Genomic DNA, 18,349 nt, shown 5'->3' on the forward strand with positions numbered 1-18,349 from the left:
CGCGTGCCGCGTCAGCCCGCGAAGAAGCGCTCGCGCACCTGCGCGGGCAACGCGACACCCGCGGCCTCGGCCGCGCGCAGCACGCTCCAGAAGTAGCGATAGCTCGCGCGGTCATGCAGCTCGCCCTCGTGCCGTATCGGCCCCCACTGCGCCTCGCTCGCCGCCAGCAGGATCGCGCCGGCGCGCTCGGCCTGGCTCGCATCGGGCGCCATGGCCTCGACGATCGGCCGGATCTGATCGGGATGCACGCTCCACATGCGCAGGAAGCCGAACTCGTGCCGCGCGCGGTAGGCGTCGTTGCGCGTGGCGAGCGGATCGCGCAGCGTCAGCGACACGTTGTGCGCCGGCACGAGGCCGTTGGCGAGCGCCGCGGCCACGATGCGCGTCTTGGCGCGCACCAGCAGCGGATGCTCGAACTGGCCCGGGCTGCGCATGGCCTCGAAGCCGATCGCGCCCTGGTGGTCGCTGACGAAATCCATCAGCCCGAAGTCGAGCACCTCCAGGCCCGACAGCGCCGCGATCTCGAACACGTCGCGCAGCGCGCCATGGGTCTCGATCAGCACATGGACCGGGATGGCGCGCGCGAGGCCCGCAGCCGCGCGGCGCCGCTCGATGTGTTCGAGCATGGCGATGACATCGCCGGTGCGCTGTGCCTTGGGCAGCGTGAGGTAGGCCAGGCGGTCGCCGGCCTCGCCAACCAGCGTGTCGACGTCGGCGCGCCAGAAGGCCGACGAGGCATCGTGCACGCGCGCGCCGACCCGGCCGTGGCGGTTGGCATCCGAGGCGATGGCGCGCGCGGCCATCTCGGCGTGCGCCTTTTCCTCGCCCGCCGCGGCGCCGTCCTCGCAGTCGCAGGTCAGGTCGAAGACCGGGCCGAGCTCGGCCTGCAGCTGCAGCGCCTTGTGGATCAGCTTCTCGCTGCCCGCGTAGTGCTCGCAGGGCGCGAGTGCGGGAACGAGCTTCTCGCCGGAGAACAGCGCGGCGGAGGGATGAACGGGCGTGGATTGCATGAGCGCTTGTCGTGGATGAAAGGAGACCGGGTCACAGTGCATGGGCGGCACGCAGCCGCGCCAGCGCCTCGGCATCGAGGCCCAGCAGTTCGCCGAGCACCTCCTGCGTGTGCGCGCCGAGTGCGCCCCCCAGGTGGCGCAGCAGCGGCGGCGTCTTCGACATCCGCGGCACGGCGGCCGGCACCACGAGCTCGCCCACGCGCGGGTCCTGCACCCGCTGCAGGTTGCCGCGTGCCGCGTACTGCGGGTCGGCGAAGATGTCGTCGATCGCCATGATCGGCCCGCAGGGCACGCCGGCCGCGTCGCAGCGCGCCACCGCCTCGTCGAGCTCGAGCCGGCCGATCCAGCCGGCGATGGCGGCATTGATCTCGGCGCGGCCCGCGAGCCGCTGCGCATTGGTGGCGAAGCGGTCGGGCGCCACGAGCTCGGGCCGTTCCATCAGGTGGGCCAGGCGCTCGAAGATCTTGTCGCTCGAGCAGGCCAGCGCCACCCACTTGCCCTCGGCCGTCTGCCAGTGGCCATGCGGCACCACGTGCGGCACGTCGGCGCCGAGCCGCTGCCGCACCTCGCCGAACTTGCCGTAGGCCGGCACCAGTTCGTCGAGCAGCCGGAAGATCGATTCGTAGAGCGAGACGTCGATGACCTGGCCCTCGCCGGTCCGGTCGGCGACGCGCAGCGCCAGCAGCACGCCGAGCGCACCCCACAGGCCCGAGATGTAGTCGGCCAGCGAGGTCGAGCCCGGTACCACGGGCGGTCCGTCGCTCATGCCCGCGAGGTGCGAGAGCCCGCCGAAGCCGTGCGCCACGCGCGCGAAGCCGGGCTTCTCGCGGTAGGGGCCGGTCTGGCCGTAGGCGCTCACGCGCAGCAGCACGATGCGCGGATTGGCTTGGCGCAAGGTCTCGAAGTCCAGGCCCCAGCGCTCCATGGTGCCGGGGCGGAAGTTCTCGAGCACGGCGTCGGACTGCGCCACCAGCCGGAGGAACAGTTCGCGACCCTCGGGCACGCGCAGGTCCAGCGTCACGAAGCGCTTGTTGCGCGCCTCGCTGAGCCACACCAGGGTGTCGCCGCATTCCGTGGGCGTGCCGAACTTGCGCAGCGGATCGCCGCCCTCGGGCTGCTCGATCTTGATCACGTCGGCGCCGAAGTCCGCGAGGATCGTGCCGCTGAAGGGCGCGGCCACGAAGGTCGCGATGTCGAGCACGCGCACGCCGGCCAGGGGGGCGGTAGGGGTTTTTTCCATCTCAGCTGTCCATTGCAGAGGGAAGCGGACAGCCGAACGCAGAAGTCGCGAAGGTTCCGCAGAAGTCGCAGAAGGAGAGACAAATTTTTCTGCTTTCTTCTGCGACTTCTGCGCAGCTTTTGTATTTCTTCTGCGTTCGGCTGCCCGATCCCGTTTTCATTTCAGCGCCGCTCGATCGTGGCCTGCCGCTGCTGCAGCGAGCGCGCGAGCTTGGCATGGGCCAGGTCGATCAGCACGCCCTTCTCGCCGATGGCCCCGTTGCCCTGCGCGGCCGCGGCCTCGAGCGTGCCGAGCACCTTGTCGGCCCAGGCCAGTTGTTCGGCCGAGGGCGAATAGACCTCGTTGGCGATCGCCACCTGCGAGGGATGGATGGCCCACTTGCCCTCGAAGCCCAGCGCCGCCGAGCGCGTGGCCGAGGCGCGGTAGCCCTCGGCATCGCCGAAGTCGGTGAAGGGGCCGTCGATGGCGCGCACGCCGTAGGCGCGGCAGGCATTGGCGATGCGAGCGAGCGCGAAGTGCCACTGGTCGTTCCAGTGCCGGTGGCGCACGCCCTGCGCGTCGGGGGCGGTGAGCACCGCATAGCGCTCGCTCGGCGTGCCGAACACGAAGTCGTTGGTGCGCATGTCGACCGTGTAGTCGCCGACGCCGAAGATCATCGCCTCGAGCCGGTCGGACGAGGCGGCGATCTCCTCGGCATGCGCGACGCCCTGCGAGGTCTCGATCAGCACCTCGATGCCCACGCGCTTGTCGCGCCCCTTCTCGCGCTCGATGGCCGTCAGCACCTGCGCGACGAACTGCACGTCGAAGGCGGTGCCGGCCTTGGGCAGCAGCACCATGTCCAGCCGCGGGCACTCGCCCACGATGTCGACTAGGTCGCGCAGGGCCCAGGGCGTGTCGAGGCCGTTGATGCGCACGGCCATGCTCTTGCGGCCCCAGTCGAGCGCGTTGAGGGCCTCGACGGCCTGGCGCCGGGCCTGGTCCTTGAAGGCGTCGGCCACCGCGTCCTCGAGGTCGAGGAAGACGACGTCGGCATCGCTCGCGCAGGCCTTGGCGAAGAAGCGCTCCGAGGTGGCGGGCACCGCGAGTTCGGAACGTTGGAGGCGCTGGCGGCGCAGCGGGGTGAGGGTGGCGGACACGAAGGCTCCTGTGGCGGATGAAAGGGTGTGGGATTGCGGCCGGCCTACTGGTCGACCTTGATGCCGTTGGCGACGATCAGCTCGGTCCACTTCGGGACCTCGGCCTTGACGAAGGCGCCGAAGGCACCGCCGCCGCGCAGGTCGGGCAGCGCGCCGCGCTGCGTCATCGCCTCCTGGATCGCGGGGTCGGACATCACGCGGTGGATGCCCTGCTCGGCGGCCGAGACCACGGCCGGCGGCGTGTGCAGCGGCAGCAGGAAGCCGGCCCAGCCGACGGCCTCGACGCCAGGAAATCCGCTCTCGGCCACGGTCGGCACGTCGGGCAGCTGCGGCACGCGTTGGGCCGAGGTGACGGCGAGCGCCTTGAGCTGCCCGCTGCGCACGTAGGAGATGGCGGCTGAGACCGTGTCCACGCCCAGCGTGACCTGTCCGCCCAGCAGGTCGCTGAGCATCACGCCGCTGCCGCGGTAGGGCACGGCCACCACGTCGATCCGGGCCTTGGCCTTGATCAGTTCGCCCGCGAGGTGCGGCGAGGTGCCCAGGCCGGCCACGCCCCATTTCTCGGTGCCGGGCTTGCGCTTCGCGGACTCGACCAGCTGCCTGAACGAATCGATGCCGGCCGAGGGATTGGCGAGCACCACCAGCGGCGACAGGAACAGGCCGTGCACCGGGATGAAATCGGCCAGCGGGTCGTAGGGCAGCTTCTTGCCGTAGAGCCCGGGGTTGATGGCCATCGGCCCGCTGCCGCCGACCGTGAGCGTGTAGCCGTCGGGCGCGGCATTGCGGCCCGCGAGCATGCCGGGGATGCTGGCGCCGCCGCCCTTGTTGTCGATGAACACCTGTTGCGGCCACAGCTTGCCGAGTTCGATCGCGACCATGCGGCCGAACAGGTCGGCCGACTGGCCCGTGGTGTAGGGCACGAGGATGCGCACCGGCTTGCTCGGGTAGCCGGCCTCGGCGCGCGCGGCGCCCGAGTGCACCAGCGGCCAGGCGGCCGCGGCGCCTGCCTGCAGCAGGGTTCTTCTCTTCATGGCTGTCTCCTGTTCTTGTCGTCGGATGTCCCGGCGGGTCGCCGGGCGGGTTTCCGGGCGCGGTCAGGCCGCGCAGGCCGCTGTAGCGCGCTCGCGCAGCGCGCTGAAGCTGCCGCGGAAATAGATCAGCGGATCGGCGCCGCCATCGCTGTGCACTTCGCGCACCAGGCCGATGAAGACCGAGTGCGTGCCGTGGTCGTGCGCCTGCAGCAGCTCGCAGTCGAGGCTGGCGAGCGCATCGGCCATCACCGGCGCGCCGGTCTGCTGCACGGTCCAGTCGCCGCCCTCGAAGCGCTGCTCGCCCTTCAGGCCGGTCATGCCCGCGAAGCGCGCGGCGATGTCGGCCTGGCCGTCGCGCAGCAGGTTCACCGAGAAGGCGCGCGTGCGCTCGATCACCGGGTGCGCGCTCGCGCCGCGGTTGACGCAGATCAGCACGGTGGGCGGCGAATCCGACAGCGAGCAGAAGGCCGTGGCGGTGAGCCCGGTGCGCTCGCCGGGCCGGCCGGTGGCGATGACCACCGGCGCACCCGCGTGATGCTTCATGAGTTGCTTGTAGGCGCTGGCTTCCATGGGGTGCTCCTCGTGTCAGCGGTAGAGATGTTTCCAGTCGCCCGCCGCCGGACGCGCCAGGCCGAGGTTGTCGCGCAGGGTCGGGCCCTCGTAGTCATGGTGGAAGACGCCGCGGCGCTGCAGCTCGGGCACCACCAGCCGCACGAAGTCCTCGTAGCTGCCGGGCATGCTGGTGGCCGCGAGCACGAAGCCGTCGCAGGCGCCGGTGCGGAACCACTGCTCCATCTGGTCGGCGACGTCGGTCTTGCTGCCGACGAAGGTGGCGAGCTCGTCGGTGGTGCCGCGGCCGCTGAAGCGCAGGAAGTCGGCGAGCGTCGGCCGTGCCAGGCCGCTCTGCGCGATCACGCGGTCGAGGATCGCGCGCAGCCCGGTGATCGAGCCCAGCTCCTCGTCGGTGAAGGGCTCGTCGGGCCGCTTGGTCGCGAAGTCGAAGTTCAGCACCTCCGACAGCAGCGCGAGGCCGTCGACCGGTTTCACGAGCGCATCGATCGCGGCCTTCTTGTCCTCGGCCTCGGCGCGGCTCTCGGCCGCGATCACGTAGACCGCGGGCGCCACCTTGACCTGCGCCGGATCGCGGCCGTGCGCCGCGACCTTGCGCTTGAAGTCGGCGTACGACCTGCGCGCCACGTCGATGTTCGGATAGATCACGAACACCAGCTCGCCCCAGCGCGCCGCGAACTCGCTGCCGCGCCCGCTCTGGCCGGCCTGGATCAGCACCGGATGGCCCTGCGCCGAGCGCGGCACGGTGAAGGGTCCGCGCGACTTGAACCACTTGCCGCTGTGGTCGAGGCGGCGCACCCTGGAAGCGTCGGCGAAGCGGCCGTTCGCCTTGTCGTGCAGCACGGCGCCTTCCTGCCAGGTGTCCCAGTGACCGAGCACCACTTCCAGGAACTCGTCGGCGCGTTCGTAGCGCAGGTCGTGCGCGAGGTGCTCCTGCGCGCCGAAGTTCGCGGCCTCCGAGTTGTTGAGCGAGGTCACCACGTTCCAGGCCACGCGGCCCTGCGTCAGCAGGTCGAGCGTGGCGAACACGCGCGCCACGTGGAAGGGCTCGTAGTAGGTGGTGGAGTAGGTGGCGCCCAGGCCCAGGCGCTCGGTGGCCAGGCCCATGGCCGTGACCACCGAGATCGGGTCGAGCTTGACCGCGCGCACGCCGTGCTCGACCGTGTCGCGGTGGTCGTCGCCATAGCGGTCGGGCATCGCGAGCCGGTCGTCGAAGAAGGCCATCTGGAACTTGCCGCGCTCCAGCGTGCGGGCGATGTTCTGGTAGTAGGCCGGCGTGCCATAGCCGAGTTCGGTGTCGGGGTGGCGCCACGAGGCGACCAGGTTCGAGCAGTTCTGCGCCTGCAGGAAGGCCACGAGCGTCATCTGGGGTGCGGTCATCGGATCTTGCCTCTCTCGCGACTCGTCGGAGTCATTGGGATGGCTCGAATGCTAGGTTTGACCTCGCATGGCCACAACTCAAATAATCTTAGGCATTGTTCAGACTTTTGGAATGACGCAGGATCGCCCCATGAACATCAACTTCAAGCTGATCGGCACCTTCCTCTCGGTGGCGCAGAACGAGAGCTTCCGCAAGGCGGCCGAGGAGACTAACCGCTCGCTGCCCGCGGTCAGCATGCAGGTCAAGCAGCTCGAGGAGCAGCTCGGCGTGGCGCTGTTCCAGCGCACCACGCGCAAGGTGACGTTGACGCAGGAGGGCGAGCAGTTGCTGATCAGCGCGCGCAAGGCGCTGGCCGAGCTCGAGGTCGGGCTCTCGCACATCCAGCATGCGGCCGACGTGCAGCAGGGCCACCTGTCCTTCGCCTGCGTGCCGACCATCGCGAGCACGCGGCTGCCGGCGATCCTCACGGCCTTCGCGAAGAAGTACCCGGGCATCAGCGTGCACGTGCGCGAGCTCGCCAACCAGGACCTGCTGGAGGCGGTGCGCCGGCGCGAGGTCGACTTCGCGATCGGGCCGGTGCCAGACAAGAAGGGCGAGCTCGAGTTCGCGCCGATCTTCGTCGACGACTATTGCGCGATGCTGCCGCGCGGCTACCAGGACAACGGTCGCGCGAGCATCTCGCTGCGCGAGCTGTCGAAGCTGCCGCTGCTCAAGCTGTCGAGCTCGACCGCCTTTCGCGACCATGTCGACAACGCCCTCAAGGCCAACGGCCTTTCGCACGAGAGCAACTACGAGTTCATGCAGGTCACGACGCTGATCGCGATGGCCGAGGCGGGCCTGGGCATCGCGCTGCTGCCGCGCGTGGCGCTGCCGCGGCGCACGCCGCTCAAGGTGGTGCGCATCATCGGCCCGGCGCTCAGCCGCACCATCGCCATCGTGACGATCCGTGGCCATTCGCTTTCGCCCGCGGCCGCACGGCTGGTGGAGATGTGCAACAAATTGATCGCCCCCGAGTAGCGAGCGGCCGAACATGGACAAACGGTAATGTTCGCGGCGGTCGTGCGCGCCCGATCGTTCCTATGATCCGAAGCGATGGCTGCCCTGTCACGGGGTCGCCGTTCCGCTCGACATGAACACCGCACCCCGTCCCTCCCTGTCGACCTGCTTGCGGGCCGGGCTGCTGTGCGCGGGCCTCCTGCTCGGGCATGCCGCCGACGCGGCGCGCGGGCCCGCGCCCACCGCCTTCCAGACCAGCACCTATGCGGCCGGGCTCGAGTTGCCCTGGGGCATGGAGTTCATGCCCGATGGGCGCCTGCTGGTGACCGAGCGCGCGGGACGCCTGCGCATCGTGGATGCGCAGGGCGACAAGGTCTCGACGCCGGTGCGTGGCCTGCCTGCCGTCGACCGGCGCAGCCATGGCGGGCTGCTCGACGTCACCATCGATCCGGCCTTCGAGACCAACCGCCTCATCTACCTGAGCTACACCGAGGTCGATCGCCGCCGCAGCCGTGCCGGGCGCAACGGCATCGCGGTCGCGCGGGCACGGCTCAGCGACGACGGCGCGCGCGTGGAGCAGCTCAAGGTGCTGTTCCGCCAGACGCCGAAGATCGCGGTCGGCGAGAACCTCGGCGGGCGGCTCGCGGTCGCGGGCGACGGCCATCTGTTCCTCACGCTCGGCGACCGCTATGCGCCCGAAGACCGCATGCGCGCGCAGTCGCTGGGCTACTACCAGGGCAAGACGGTGCGCATCCGCACCGATGGCGGCATTCCGGCCGACAACCCCTTCGCGCAGCGCGCGGGCGCGCGGCCCGAGATCTGGAGCCTCGGCCATCGCAACCCGCAGGGCGCCTTCGTGCATCCGCGCACCGGCCAGCTCTGGGTGGCGGAGCACGGACCGCAGGGCGGCGACGAGATCAACGTGGTGCGCAAGGGCCGCAACTACGGCTGGCCCCTCGTCACCTTCGGCTGCGAATACAACACCTGCGCGCCGATCGGCGAGGGCACCGCCAAGGCCGGCCTCGCGCCGCCGCTCGTGCACTGGGGCCTGCCGGCGATCGCGCCGAGCAACCTGATCCTCTACACCGGCGACCAGTTTCCCGAGTGGAAGGGCAGCGTGCTCGTGGGCGCGCTGGCCGGCAAGGCCGTGTGGCGCATCGAGCTCGCCGGCGAGGACGCCGCGCCGCGCGTGGTGCGGCGCGAGCCGCTGTTCGCCGAACTCGGCGAGCGCATCCGCGACATCCGCCAGGGGCCCGATGGCGGGCTGTACCTGCTGGTGGATGGGGTGCAGGGCCGCGTGGTGCGCGTCGCGCGCGCCGACGCGGGCCTGTAGCGGCGGGCGGCGGGCGGCGGCGAGCGGCACAATCGCAGGCGTGATCCATCCCACTCCCCTGTGGCGTTGCCTCATCGTCGAGGACGACGCCGACAACGCCCGTTACATCGCCGAAGGCTTCCGCGCGCTCGGCCACGTGGCGGTGATCAGCCGCGACGGCACCGATGCACTGGCGCGCGCCACCAGCGAAGCCTGGGACCTCGTGATCCTCGACCGCATGCTGCCGAACGAGGTCGACGGCCTGTCGATCCTCGCCACCCTGCGCGCGCTCGGCAAGAAGACGCCGGTGCTGGTGCTCAGCGCGCTGAGCGCGCTCGACGAGCGCGTGCGCGGCCTCAAGGCCGGCGGCGACGACTACCTGGCCAAGCCCTTCGCGTTCTCGGAGCTGGCCGCGCGCGCCGAGGCGCTGGTGCGGCGCTCGCGCACCGGGCCCGAGATCCGCACGCTCGAGGTGGCCGACCTGTCCATCGACCTCGCGAGCCGGCAGGTGAAGCGCGCGGGCCGCCCCATCGCGCTGCAGCCGCGCGAGTTCCGCCTGCTGGCCTACCTCATGATGCATCCGGGCCAGGTGGTCACGCGCACCATGCTGCTCGAGGCGGTGTGGGACTACCAGTTCGATCCGCAGACCAACGTCATCGACGTGCAGGTGAGCCGGCTGCGCGGCAAGCTCGACGCGGGCGGCGCGCCGACCCTGATCCAGACGGTGCGCGGCGCGGGCTACCGGCTGGCGCCGCCCGAGCCCGAACCCGAAGCCGCGCCGGCCGCCGCGCCCGCGCGCCGATGATCCCCTCGCTGCGCCAGCTCTGGCGCTCGGTCGGCTTCCGGCTGGCCTTCTACTACGGGCTGCTGGTGGCGATCACCATGCTGGCCTCGCTGGCGATCGTCTACATGCAGACCGTGGGCGTGCTGCAGCAGCGCATGGTGCGCCAGGTGGCGGCCAACGTGCAGCAGCTGGTGGTGCGCCACGAGGCGCGCGGCGCCGAGGGCGTGGCGGGCGAGATCACCCACCTGCTGGCCGACGACCGCCATTCCGACAACGAGGTCTACCTGCTGGTGGACCGCGAGGGCCGCAAGCTCGCGGGCAACCTCGACCAGATGCCCTCGAGTTCGCCCGACGCGGGCGACGGCGTGCACCGGCGCGTGCTGCGCGGCGGCCAGGGCGCCATCGCCTATCTCGTGATGCGGCCGCTGCCCGACGGCGGCATGCTGGTGGTGGGGCACGACCTGCGCGACCAGGAGTCGATCGAGTCGCTGGTGGCGAGCGCGAGCGCGGCGGCCGGCATCGTCGCGGTGCTGCTGCTGATCGGCGGCACGTTCGTGTTCCGGCAGGAACTGGAGCGCAGCGTGGGCGCGGTGCGGCGCACGGCCGCGCGCATCGCGGCCGGCGAGCTGCAGGAGCGCGTCGCGCCCTCGGGCGAGGAGGACGAGTTCGCGCTGCTCGAGCACGACATCAACGCCATGCTCGACCGCATCGAGTCGCTGATGGACGGCGTGCGCCATGTCTCCAACACCATCGCCCACAACCTGCGCACGCCGCTCACGCGCGTGCTGGTGCGGCTGCGCGCGGTGGAGCAGGGCCTGCCGGCCGACGATGCGCAGCGCGGCGCCGTGGCGGCCGCGATCCGCGAGCTTGAGGAACTCGCGGTGGTGTTCGAGAAGCTGCTGCAGATCGCCGAGGTGGAGGCGGGCGCGCGGCGCCAGCAGTTCGCGCCGGTGGCGCTCGACGTGATCGCCGACGACGTGGCCGAGCTCTACGAGGCCGTGGCCGAGGTGCAGGGCATCGCGCTGCGGCGTGAACCGTGCGAGGCGGCCACGGCGCTCGGCGACCGCGACCTGCTCGCGGGCGCGGTCGCCAACCTGGTCGACAACGCGCTCAAGTACTGCGGCGCCGGCGCGGTGGTGCGCATCGGCACGCGGACCGTGAACGGCCGCGCGCAGCTCTTCGTGCAGGACGACGGACCGGGCATACCGGCCGCGGAGCGCGAGCGCATCGGCGTGCGCTTCCACCGGCTCGACCGCAGCACGCCGGGCCATGGCCTGGGCCTGGCCAGCGTGCGCGCGGTGATCGCGCTGCATGGCGGCCAGCTCGCGTTCGAGGACGCCGCGCCCGGGCTGCGCGCGCGCATCGACCTGCCCGGCGAGGACTGAGGCGCGCCACATTGCCGAACGGCAATGTTGTGTTCACGCACGGCAACCCCGCGAATTCCTAGGATCGGCGGCTCGCACTTTCTCGTGCCAGCCGCACGGGCCGCGCCGCGGTCCCAGCAATATCCCAGGAGACATCAACGGTGAGAATCAAGAGTCAGAGAGACTTCTGCTCGGGCGTGCTCTTCAGCGCCTTCGGCGTGGCCTTCGCATGGGGCGCCACGACCTACAACGTCGGTACCGGCGCCCGCATGGGCCCGGGCTACTTTCCCCTGATCGTGGGCATCCTGATCGCGCTGATGGGCGTGCTGATCACACTCAAGGCGCTGTCGGTGGAGACCGACGACGGCGAGCCGATCGGGCGCATCGCCTGGAAGCCGCTGGTGTTCATCATCGGCGCCAACCTCACCTTCGGCGTGCTGCTGGGCGGACTGCCGAGCATCGGCCTGCCGTCGATGGGGCTGATCGTCGCGATCTATGCGCTGACCTTCATTGCCAGCCTCGCGGGCGACAACTTCGGCTGGAAGGGCGTGACGGTGCTGGCCACCGTGCTCGCGCTCGGCAGCTACCTGGCCTTCGTGGTCGCGCTCAAGCTGCAGTTCCAGGTCTGGCCGACCTTCATCGCCGGCTGATCTCGCTACAAGAAGAACGAAAAGACAAGACAAGAGAACCATGGACCTGATCACCAACCTCTCGATCGGCTTCGGCGTCGCCTTCACGGCGCAGAACCTGGTCTACGCCTTCGTCGGCTGCCTGCTGGGCACCCTGATTGGCGTGCTGCCGGGCATCGGCCCCGTCGCGACCATCGCGATGCTGCTGCCCGCGACCTATGCGCTGCCCCCGGTGTCGGCGCTCATCATGCTGGCCGGCATCTACTACGGCGCGCAGTACGGTGGATCGACCACCGCGATTCTCGTGAACCTGCCAGGGGAGTCGTCCTCGGTGGTGACGGTGATCGACGGCTACCAGATGGCGCGCAAGGGGAGGGCCGGGCCCGCGCTCGCTGCGGCCGGCCTGGGCTCGTTCTTCGCCGGTTGCGTGGGCACGCTGATCCTGGCCGCCTTCGCGCCGCCGCTGACCGAACTGGCCTTCAAGTTCGGCCCGGCCGAATACTTCTCGCTGATGATCCTGGGCCTGATCGGCGCCGTGGTGCTGGCTTCGGGCTCGCTGCTCAAGGCCATCACCATGATCCTGCTCGGCCTCGCGCTGGGGCTGGTGGGCACAGACGTGAACTCGGGCGTGGCGCGCTACAGCTTCGACATTCCCGAACTCACCGACGGCATCGGCTTCATCGCCATCGCCATGGGCGTGTTCGGCTACGGAGAGATCATCGCCAACCTCGCGGTGCCCGAGCACGAGCGCGAGGTCTTCACCGCCAAGGTCAAGGGCCTGTGGCCCACCAAGGAAGACTTCCGCCGCATGACGCCCGCGGTGCTGCGCGGCACCGCCCTCGGCTCGGCCCTGGGCATCCTGCCCGGCGGCGGCGCGCTGCTGTCGGCCTTCGCGGCCTACACCATCGAGAAGAAGATCAAGCTCAAGAACGGCGAAGTGCCGTTCGGCAAGGGCAACATCCGCGGCGTGGCGGGCCCCGAGTCGGCCAACAACGCCGGTGCGCAGACCTCCTTCATTCCGCTCTTGACGCTGGGCATCCCGCCCAATGCCGTGATGGCGCTGATGGTGGGCGCGATGACGATCCACAACATCCAGCCGGGCCCGCAGGTGATGACCAGCAACCCGGAACTGTTCTGGGGCCTGATCGCCTCGATGTGGATCGGCAACCTGATGCTGATCGTGTTGAACCTGCCGATGATCGGCATCTGGATCAAGCTGCTGACCATTCCCTACAAGTGGCTGTTCCCCTCGATCGTGCTGTTCTGCGCGGTGGGCGTGTACTCGGAGAACAACAACACCTTCGACGTCTGGATGGTCGCGATCTTCGGCATCGTGGGCTACCTGTTCCTCAAGCTCAAGTGCGAGCCCGCGCCGCTGCTGCTGGGCTTCATCCTCGGGCCGATGATGGAAGAGAACCTGCGGCGCGCGCTGCTGCTGTCGCGCGGCGACTGGAGCGTGTTCGTCACGCGGCCGCTGTCGGCCGGACTGCTCGCGGCGGCGCTGCTGCTGCTAGTGGTGGTGCTGCTGCCTTCGGTGAAGGCGAAGCGGGAAGAGGCGTTCGTCGAGGATTGAATGAGAAGCTACCTCCGGGGGCTGGGCAAAAGCGGGTGCTTATGACCCGCTGCCCGAGCCCTTCATCCGGGGATTCCCTTTCTTCGTGAGCTTGGTGGTCAACTGGGCGGCGGCGACGGTAGCGTCCCAGGTGCTGCCGCCCTTGACCTTGGAAGCTGGCGAGTCGACCGTGGCGCGGTTGGGCTCGCGGCCCTTGTAGTGTCTTGCGGCGTCCAGTACGTCGCGTGCCTTGAACCGGGGGTCCAGTTCCTCCAGCTTCGCCAGCAACGTGGCCGTCGAGATGATGTGTGCATTGCCAGGAAGCGCACCGGGCGTGGCTCGCAGGAAGAAGTCGTCTTCGGCGATGACCAGGCAAGGTGGCCCGGGCGGTTGTCCGATGAGTTCGGACACGTAGCTGTTGATGGAGAGCTCTCCGCTGTTGGGTGCCAACGGTGACGGAGCCGGCATGTTGCTGGTCGCGTAGAAGTCTCGCAACTGCTGGCTTTCCATGTACCGCTCGTAGATGCGCGCCGCTGAGATCGCCATCTGTCCGAAGACGGTCTTCTCGATGACGATCCGCCCGGCGTGTTTCTCGAGGAAGTCGGAGATTCGCTGCGCATCCTCGCGCGTGCTGCGATGCCTCGTGGCCTCGAACTCCACCATGTCGGTGACGACGAGCTGGACCTGTTGCGCATCGAAGGCCAGCAGCACTTCGAGCGCATTGGCGTGGGCGAGCGTGATCAGCGGGCCCGTGTCCGGGAGGACGATGCGGATTTTCTCGGCCATTACCCTCTCGCCTTCCTGGAGCGAGCGGTAGACGCACCGGTTTCATCCAGGGATCGCAGCGCGTCATCCGCCGCTTGCTTCATGACACGCGCGTCCTCGACCGAGGCAGACGGATGCTCGATGCCATGGAGATTCATACGCTGCAGCAGATCGCCGTACCAGTCCAGGCCGAGCTGCTGCATGGCGATGGCGCGCGGCAGCACGCCGTGGGCGTAGGCCCCCAAGATGGCCTTCTCGGCCACGTGAGCATTCAAGAGCATCGCCGCGGGGCGGCGATTTCTCTCGATCAGGATGCTGGCGCCCTCATCCTTCTCGACGGCATCGAAAAGCTCGCCAAGCTGGCTCTTGACGTCGGTGGCGGTCACGACTTGCATGCAACGGTCCTGGAGTGGAAGTGTGCATTTTAGAACAAATGCACATTTTTCTCTCATTGGACGGAATTCCGGCCGAACCTGGCGCTGAAGCAGAGCGGCGCTACTTCGCCGCGATGCACTCTACCTCGATCCGCGCATTGAAAGCCAGCGCGGTCGCACCGAAGGCACTGCGCGCCGGATACCGGCCTTCGGTGAAGTAGCCCTTGTAGACCTCGTTGAAGGCTCCCCACTCGCTCATGTCGGCCAGCATGGCGGTGCACTTCACCACGTCGGCCATGGTGTGGCCATGCGCCTCGAGCGTGGTCTTGATGTTCTCCATCACCTGCTTCGACTCGGGACCGATGCCGCCCGGTGGCAGCTTGAGGCTGCCGGGCAGGTTGCCGATCTGGCCCGACAGGTAGAGCGTGCGGCCGACCTGCACGGCCTCGGAGAAGGGCAGGGTGGTGGGCAGCACCTTGCCCGAGTTGAGGTGGCGCGGCGCGACGCCGCAGGCGCTGGTCGCGAGCACGAGGCAGGCCAGCGCGGCGCCGCCGAAGAGGGTGTGGCGTTTCATGGCGTTCCGATCGCGGCGAGGAATCTGGCGATGTCGTTCATGTCGTTGTAGACGGACGGCGAGATGCGTGCATGGTTGGCGCGCAGGGTGATCTCGATCTTGTCGGGTGCGAGCCGGCTCGCGAGCTGCGCGGCATTGGCATAGGCGAAGGTCACGATCGGCGAGCTGCTGTCGGGCGGCGTCACCACCTGGAAACCCTTGGCGCGCAGGCCGGTCTGCAGCGCATCGGTCATCGGCTTGCGCCAGGCCTGGATCTTGTCGACGCCCACGCTCTGGATCCAGTCGATGGACGCCGCGCAGGCCGCTTCGATCGAGGAGGCCGGGAACGAGCCGCTGAAGTAGCCCGACACCGAATCGATCTGCACGCTCTCGTAGGGCACGCTGCCGGGCGGGTCGAGCGGATAGACGTGCAGGATCGGCGCCGCGAAGTTGCGCGTCTGGCGGTAGCCGTACCAGGGCCGCTGCAGCTTGGGCAGCAGGCTCTTGCGCACGTAGAGGAAGGCGAAGCCGAAGTCGCCCATCAGCCACTTGTAGGTGCCGCAGCCCGCGAAGTCGACGCCCGCCGCCTTCACGTCCACCGGCACCGCGCCGGCCGACTGGATCAGGTCGACGTAGACCAGCGCGCCGCGCGAATGCGCGAGGTCGCACACGGCCTTGAGGTCGTGCGTGAAGCCGTTGTAGAGCGACACGTGCGAGATGGCCACCAGCTTGGTGCCCGGCGAGATGGCCTTGTCGAGGTCGGCCAGCGCGATGCGGTGGTTGGCGTCCATCGGCACCGTGAGCACGTCGAGGCCGCGCAGCCGGTACTGCTCGTACATGTAGAACGAGCCGACGAAGTGCAGCGCATCGGTGACCACGCGGCCGCCCGATTCGGGCAGGCCGAGCGCGCGCGTCACGAGGTACTCCCCCATCGAGGTGCTGGGCACGTAGGCGATCTCGTCGGCATCGGCATTGATCAGCGCCGCGAACTTCGCGGTGGCGGTCGCGCTGCCGCTCGCGAGCGAGAGCTTGGACTGCGCGTAGGAGCTCAGCGCATCGGTGGCGTACTGGTTCCACGGGTGGTCGGCGGCGCCGTTGAGGTACACGCGGTCGGCCACGCCGGGGAACAGCGCCTTGGCCGGCAAGGTGGGCGTGTCGCCCGGTGGGGCCGGCGGCGGCGCGGCCGAGGCGAAGGGCAGGAAACCGCCCGACGAACCCGAGCCGCCGCCGCAGGCGACGAGCTGGCTGCCGAGCACGCCCGCGACGGAGGCGCCGCCGAGGGACTTGAGCCAGTGGCGGCGGGAGGTGGCCGGCGGCGAGGCCGGCAGGGGCGCCGCGATGGCGGCGGCGGGATGGTTCGAACTCGGCATGATATGAATTTCTTGTTGATGAATCAACGAAATGTTGAATTTCTGGGCGCACCTTGCCCTACAGTTGCCGCGTCGTTTCGGGCGGACCCCAGGGCCGGCCGGACCCGCAAGACATGTGCCAGAATCAACGCCAGATCAAGTATTCAACAATTTGTTGAAATCGGAGATCAGGGCTTTCACTCCCCTTCGACCTTCCTTCGACTTTCGTGTCCATGCCAGCCACCCGCAAGACCGCAGAGACCTCCAGCTCCCGTTCGACCGCGCAGCAGCCGCCGCCGAAGTCCCTGGCTCCGCGCGCACGCCAGCGCGCGGCCAAGCCCTCGAAGGCCGCGACCGTGTCGCCGGCCATCGCCGAGGAGCGCCGGCGCATCGTCGAGGTGCTCAAGCCCGTGGTGGAGATGATGGGGCGCATGCTCGGGCCGAACACCGAACTGGTGCTGCACGACCTGACGCAGCCCGATGCCTCGGTGGTCGCGATCGCCAACGGCCATGTGTCGGGCCGCAAGGTCGGCAGCACGATCCTCAGCGGCCCGAAGGACGACCGCGCCTTCGGCGCCGCCTGGTCGGCCGCCACCGACCTCTCGGGCAGCGGCCACTCGGTGGTCAACGTCTATCCCACGCTGACCGGCACCGGCACGCCGCTGAAGTCGGCCACCGTGATCTACCGCGATGCCGACGGCACGCCCTTCGCGGCGCTGTGCATGAACGCCGACCTCACCGTGTTCAAGCTCGCGCACGCCTGGCTCGAGCATGCGATCCAGGGCGCGCCCGCACCCGCGGCGGCGCCCGAGTCGCGCGAGGAATCGCCCGACATGGACCTGCTGATGGGCGAGATCATCCGCTCGGCGATCCGCACCTTCGGCAAGCCGGTGCAGCTCATGAACAAGGAGGAGAAGGTGCACGCCGTCGAGGAGATGCTGCGGCGCGGCCTCTTCATCGTGAAGGGCAGCGTGGGCCGCGCGGCGGCGGCGCTCGACATGTCGCGCTTCTCGATCTACAACTACCTCGATGAGATTCGCAAGCGCGAGGGGTTCACGAAGTAGGACCGAGCACTACGGCGCCACCACCAGCTTCCCCCCACGCACCTGATAGATCGTCACCGTGCCCCGCAGGTTGTCCCCGCGCGCATCGAAGGCGATCGGCCCGATCAACCCGGTGAGCGTCACGCCCGCGAGCTTCGGTCCGTACACCGCGGGATCGGTGGAGCCGGCCTTCTTCATCGCTTCCACCAGCACCATCACCGCGTCGTAGGCATAGGGCGCGAACACGATCACGTCGGTGCCGAAGCGCGCCTTGTAGCGCTGGTTGAAGGCCGCGAAGGCGGCCATGGCCTCGCGTGGCGCGCCGGCCTGCGAGCAGTAGGCGGCTTCGTTGGCGCCGGCCGCGAGCTTGCTCCATTCGCCGGTGCACACGCCGTCGCCCGCGATGAAGGTCGCGTTCAGGCCGAGCTGCTTCATCTGCCGGTTGACCAGCGCGGCCTGCGCGTCGGCGCCCGCGTAGACGATCACGTCGGGCTTGAGGCCGCGCAGGGTGGTGAGGATGGCCGAGAAGTCGGTCGCGCGGTCGGTGCCGAACTCGCGCTTGAGCACCTTGACCTGCGCCTTGCCGAGGTCGGCCACCACCTGGTCGGCCAGGCCCTGGCCGTAGGCGGTGCGGTCGTCGATCACGGCGGCGGTCTTCGCCTTCAGCGTGCGCGCGACGTAGCCGGCGATGCCATCGGCCTGCTGCACGTCGGTGGCCATGAGCCGCGCGGCGAATTTGTAGCCGGCGCGCGTGTACTGCGGGTTGGTCGCGGCCGGTGCAACCTGCGGGATGCCGGCGTCGTTGTAGACGCGGGCCGCGGGAATGGTGGTGCCCGAGTTGAGGTGGCCGACGACGCCGTTGACCTGCATGTCGGCCAGCTTCTGCGCCACGGTGGTGGCGCTGGCGGGATCGGCCCGGTCGTCCTCGACCACTGCCTCGAAGCGCAGTCGGCGGCCGCCGATCGCGAGGCCCTGCGCGTTGAGGTCCTCGATGGCGAGCCGCGCGCCGTTCTCCATGTCCTTGCCGAGATGGGCGATGGCACCGGTCAGCGGCGCGGCGATGCCGATGCGCACGGGCGCATCCTGCGCCTGCGCGGTGGTGGCGATGGCGACGACGAGCGAAGCGAGGGCGAGGCGTGGCGAGGGATTCATGCGCGGCTCCGTGGGGCGGGTGGATCGGGAGATCAGGAAGGGCCCCGCCGCGAGGTCGCGAGGCCTCGGTTAGAGTAGGCCGTCCGGACGGAATAAATTTCGCTGTTT

Annotated in this window: 18 protein-coding genes; 7 read left to right on the top strand and 11 right to left on the bottom strand. The window is 69.4% G+C overall.

Annotation, left to right across the window (positions count from 1 at the left end; genetic code table 11):
• Positions 1–11: 11 nt before the first annotated feature.
• From ACODT0_RS26335 to ACODT0_RS26360, 6 genes are all read right to left on the bottom strand, one after another.
• Positions 12–1,010: an HpcH/HpaI aldolase/citrate lyase family protein gene (locus tag ACODT0_RS26335; RefSeq protein WP_489042694.1), complete on the bottom strand. Its 999-nt coding sequence runs from the start codon at positions 1,008–1,010 to the stop codon at positions 12–14.
• A 31-nt stretch (positions 1,011–1,041) separates the two neighbouring features.
• A complete protein-coding gene (locus ACODT0_RS26340; RefSeq protein WP_489042695.1) occupies positions 1,042–2,250 on the bottom strand; it encodes a CaiB/BaiF CoA transferase family protein in 1,209 nt (402 codons plus the stop codon).
• A gap of 161 nt (positions 2,251–2,411) precedes the next feature.
• Complete coding sequence (locus ACODT0_RS26345) at positions 2,412–3,386, bottom strand: HpcH/HpaI aldolase/citrate lyase family protein (protein ID WP_489042696.1); 975 nt, start codon at positions 3,384–3,386, stop codon at positions 2,412–2,414.
• A 44-nt stretch (positions 3,387–3,430) separates the two neighbouring features.
• Positions 3,431–4,417 (bottom strand): Bug family tripartite tricarboxylate transporter substrate binding protein, encoded by a 987-nt coding sequence (locus ACODT0_RS26350; protein ID WP_489042697.1) that lies wholly within the window; start codon positions 4,415–4,417, stop codon positions 3,431–3,433.
• A gap of 63 nt (positions 4,418–4,480) precedes the next feature.
• The gene (locus ACODT0_RS26355; RefSeq protein WP_093352964.1) at positions 4,481–4,987 is read right to left on the bottom strand and encodes a flavin reductase family protein; all 507 of its coding nucleotides are present in this window, start codon (positions 4,985–4,987) and stop codon (positions 4,481–4,483) included.
• 15 nt (positions 4,988–5,002) lie between these two features.
• Positions 5,003–6,367: an LLM class flavin-dependent oxidoreductase gene (locus ACODT0_RS26360; RefSeq protein ID WP_489042698.1), complete on the bottom strand. Its 1,365-nt coding sequence runs from the start codon at positions 6,365–6,367 to the stop codon at positions 5,003–5,005.
• A 130-nt stretch (positions 6,368–6,497) separates the two neighbouring features.
• Here ACODT0_RS26360 and ACODT0_RS26365 point away from each other — a divergent pair, with 130 nt between their 5' ends.
• The 6 genes from ACODT0_RS26365 (at position 6,498) to ACODT0_RS26390 (ending at position 13,026) form a co-directional block, all read left to right on the top strand.
• A complete protein-coding gene (locus ACODT0_RS26365; protein ID WP_261216221.1) occupies positions 6,498–7,385 on the top strand; it encodes a LysR family transcriptional regulator in 888 nt (295 codons plus the stop codon).
• 112 nt (positions 7,386–7,497) lie between these two features.
• Positions 7,498–8,697: a PQQ-dependent sugar dehydrogenase gene (locus tag ACODT0_RS26370; protein WP_261216230.1), complete on the top strand. Its 1,200-nt coding sequence runs from the start codon at positions 7,498–7,500 to the stop codon at positions 8,695–8,697.
• Between the two features lie 58 nt (positions 8,698–8,755).
• Positions 8,756–9,481: a response regulator transcription factor gene (locus ACODT0_RS26375; protein ID WP_261216292.1), complete on the top strand. Its 726-nt coding sequence runs from the start codon at positions 8,756–8,758 to the stop codon at positions 9,479–9,481.
• A complete protein-coding gene (locus tag ACODT0_RS26380) occupies positions 9,478–10,845 on the top strand; it encodes a sensor histidine kinase (protein ID WP_261216232.1) in 1,368 nt (455 codons plus the stop codon). The genes ACODT0_RS26375 and ACODT0_RS26380 overlap by 4 nt, the downstream gene beginning before the upstream one ends.
• A gap of 140 nt (positions 10,846–10,985) precedes the next feature.
• Positions 10,986–11,474, top strand: a complete 489-nt coding sequence (locus tag ACODT0_RS26385) for a tripartite tricarboxylate transporter TctB family protein (protein WP_261216236.1) — start codon at positions 10,986–10,988, stop codon at positions 11,472–11,474.
• A 40-nt stretch (positions 11,475–11,514) separates the two neighbouring features.
• A complete protein-coding gene (locus ACODT0_RS26390) occupies positions 11,515–13,026 on the top strand; it encodes a tripartite tricarboxylate transporter permease (protein WP_093352978.1) in 1,512 nt (503 codons plus the stop codon).
• A gap of 39 nt (positions 13,027–13,065) precedes the next feature.
• Here the strand turns inward: ACODT0_RS26390 and ACODT0_RS26395 are convergent, their stop codons facing one another.
• The 4 genes from ACODT0_RS26395 to ACODT0_RS26410 form a co-directional block, all read right to left on the bottom strand.
• On the bottom strand, positions 13,066–13,791 hold the full coding sequence (locus ACODT0_RS26395; RefSeq protein WP_261216241.1) for a hypothetical protein: 726 nt from the start codon (positions 13,789–13,791) through the stop codon (positions 13,066–13,068).
• Positions 13,791–14,165, bottom strand: a complete 375-nt coding sequence (locus ACODT0_RS26400) for a type II toxin-antitoxin system Phd/YefM family antitoxin (RefSeq protein WP_261216243.1) — start codon at positions 14,163–14,165, stop codon at positions 13,791–13,793. The genes ACODT0_RS26395 and ACODT0_RS26400 overlap by 1 nt, the downstream gene beginning before the upstream one ends.
• A gap of 100 nt (positions 14,166–14,265) precedes the next feature.
• Entirely contained in the window at positions 14,266–14,718 is a 453-nt protein-coding gene (locus ACODT0_RS26405) for a RidA family protein (protein ID WP_261216245.1), read from the bottom strand.
• Complete coding sequence (locus ACODT0_RS26410) at positions 14,715–16,067, bottom strand: aminotransferase class V-fold PLP-dependent enzyme (protein WP_261216247.1); 1,353 nt, start codon at positions 16,065–16,067, stop codon at positions 14,715–14,717. The genes ACODT0_RS26405 and ACODT0_RS26410 overlap by 4 nt, the downstream gene beginning before the upstream one ends.
• A gap of 212 nt (positions 16,068–16,279) precedes the next feature.
• On the opposite strand from ACODT0_RS26410, the gene ACODT0_RS26415 reads away from it, so the two are divergent.
• Positions 16,280–17,110, top strand: coding sequence for a helix-turn-helix transcriptional regulator (locus tag ACODT0_RS26415; protein ID WP_261216249.1), 831 nt, complete (start codon positions 16,280–16,282; stop codon positions 17,108–17,110).
• Positions 17,111–17,119: 9 nt separating this feature from the next.
• Here ACODT0_RS26415 and ACODT0_RS26420 read toward each other — a convergent pair whose 3' ends face one another.
• A complete protein-coding gene (locus tag ACODT0_RS26420; protein ID WP_261216250.1) occupies positions 17,120–18,241 on the bottom strand; it encodes a branched-chain amino acid ABC transporter substrate-binding protein in 1,122 nt (373 codons plus the stop codon).
• Positions 18,242–18,349: the final 108 nt, after the last annotated feature.

Source organism: Variovorax sp. FG153, from assembly GCF_057809595.1.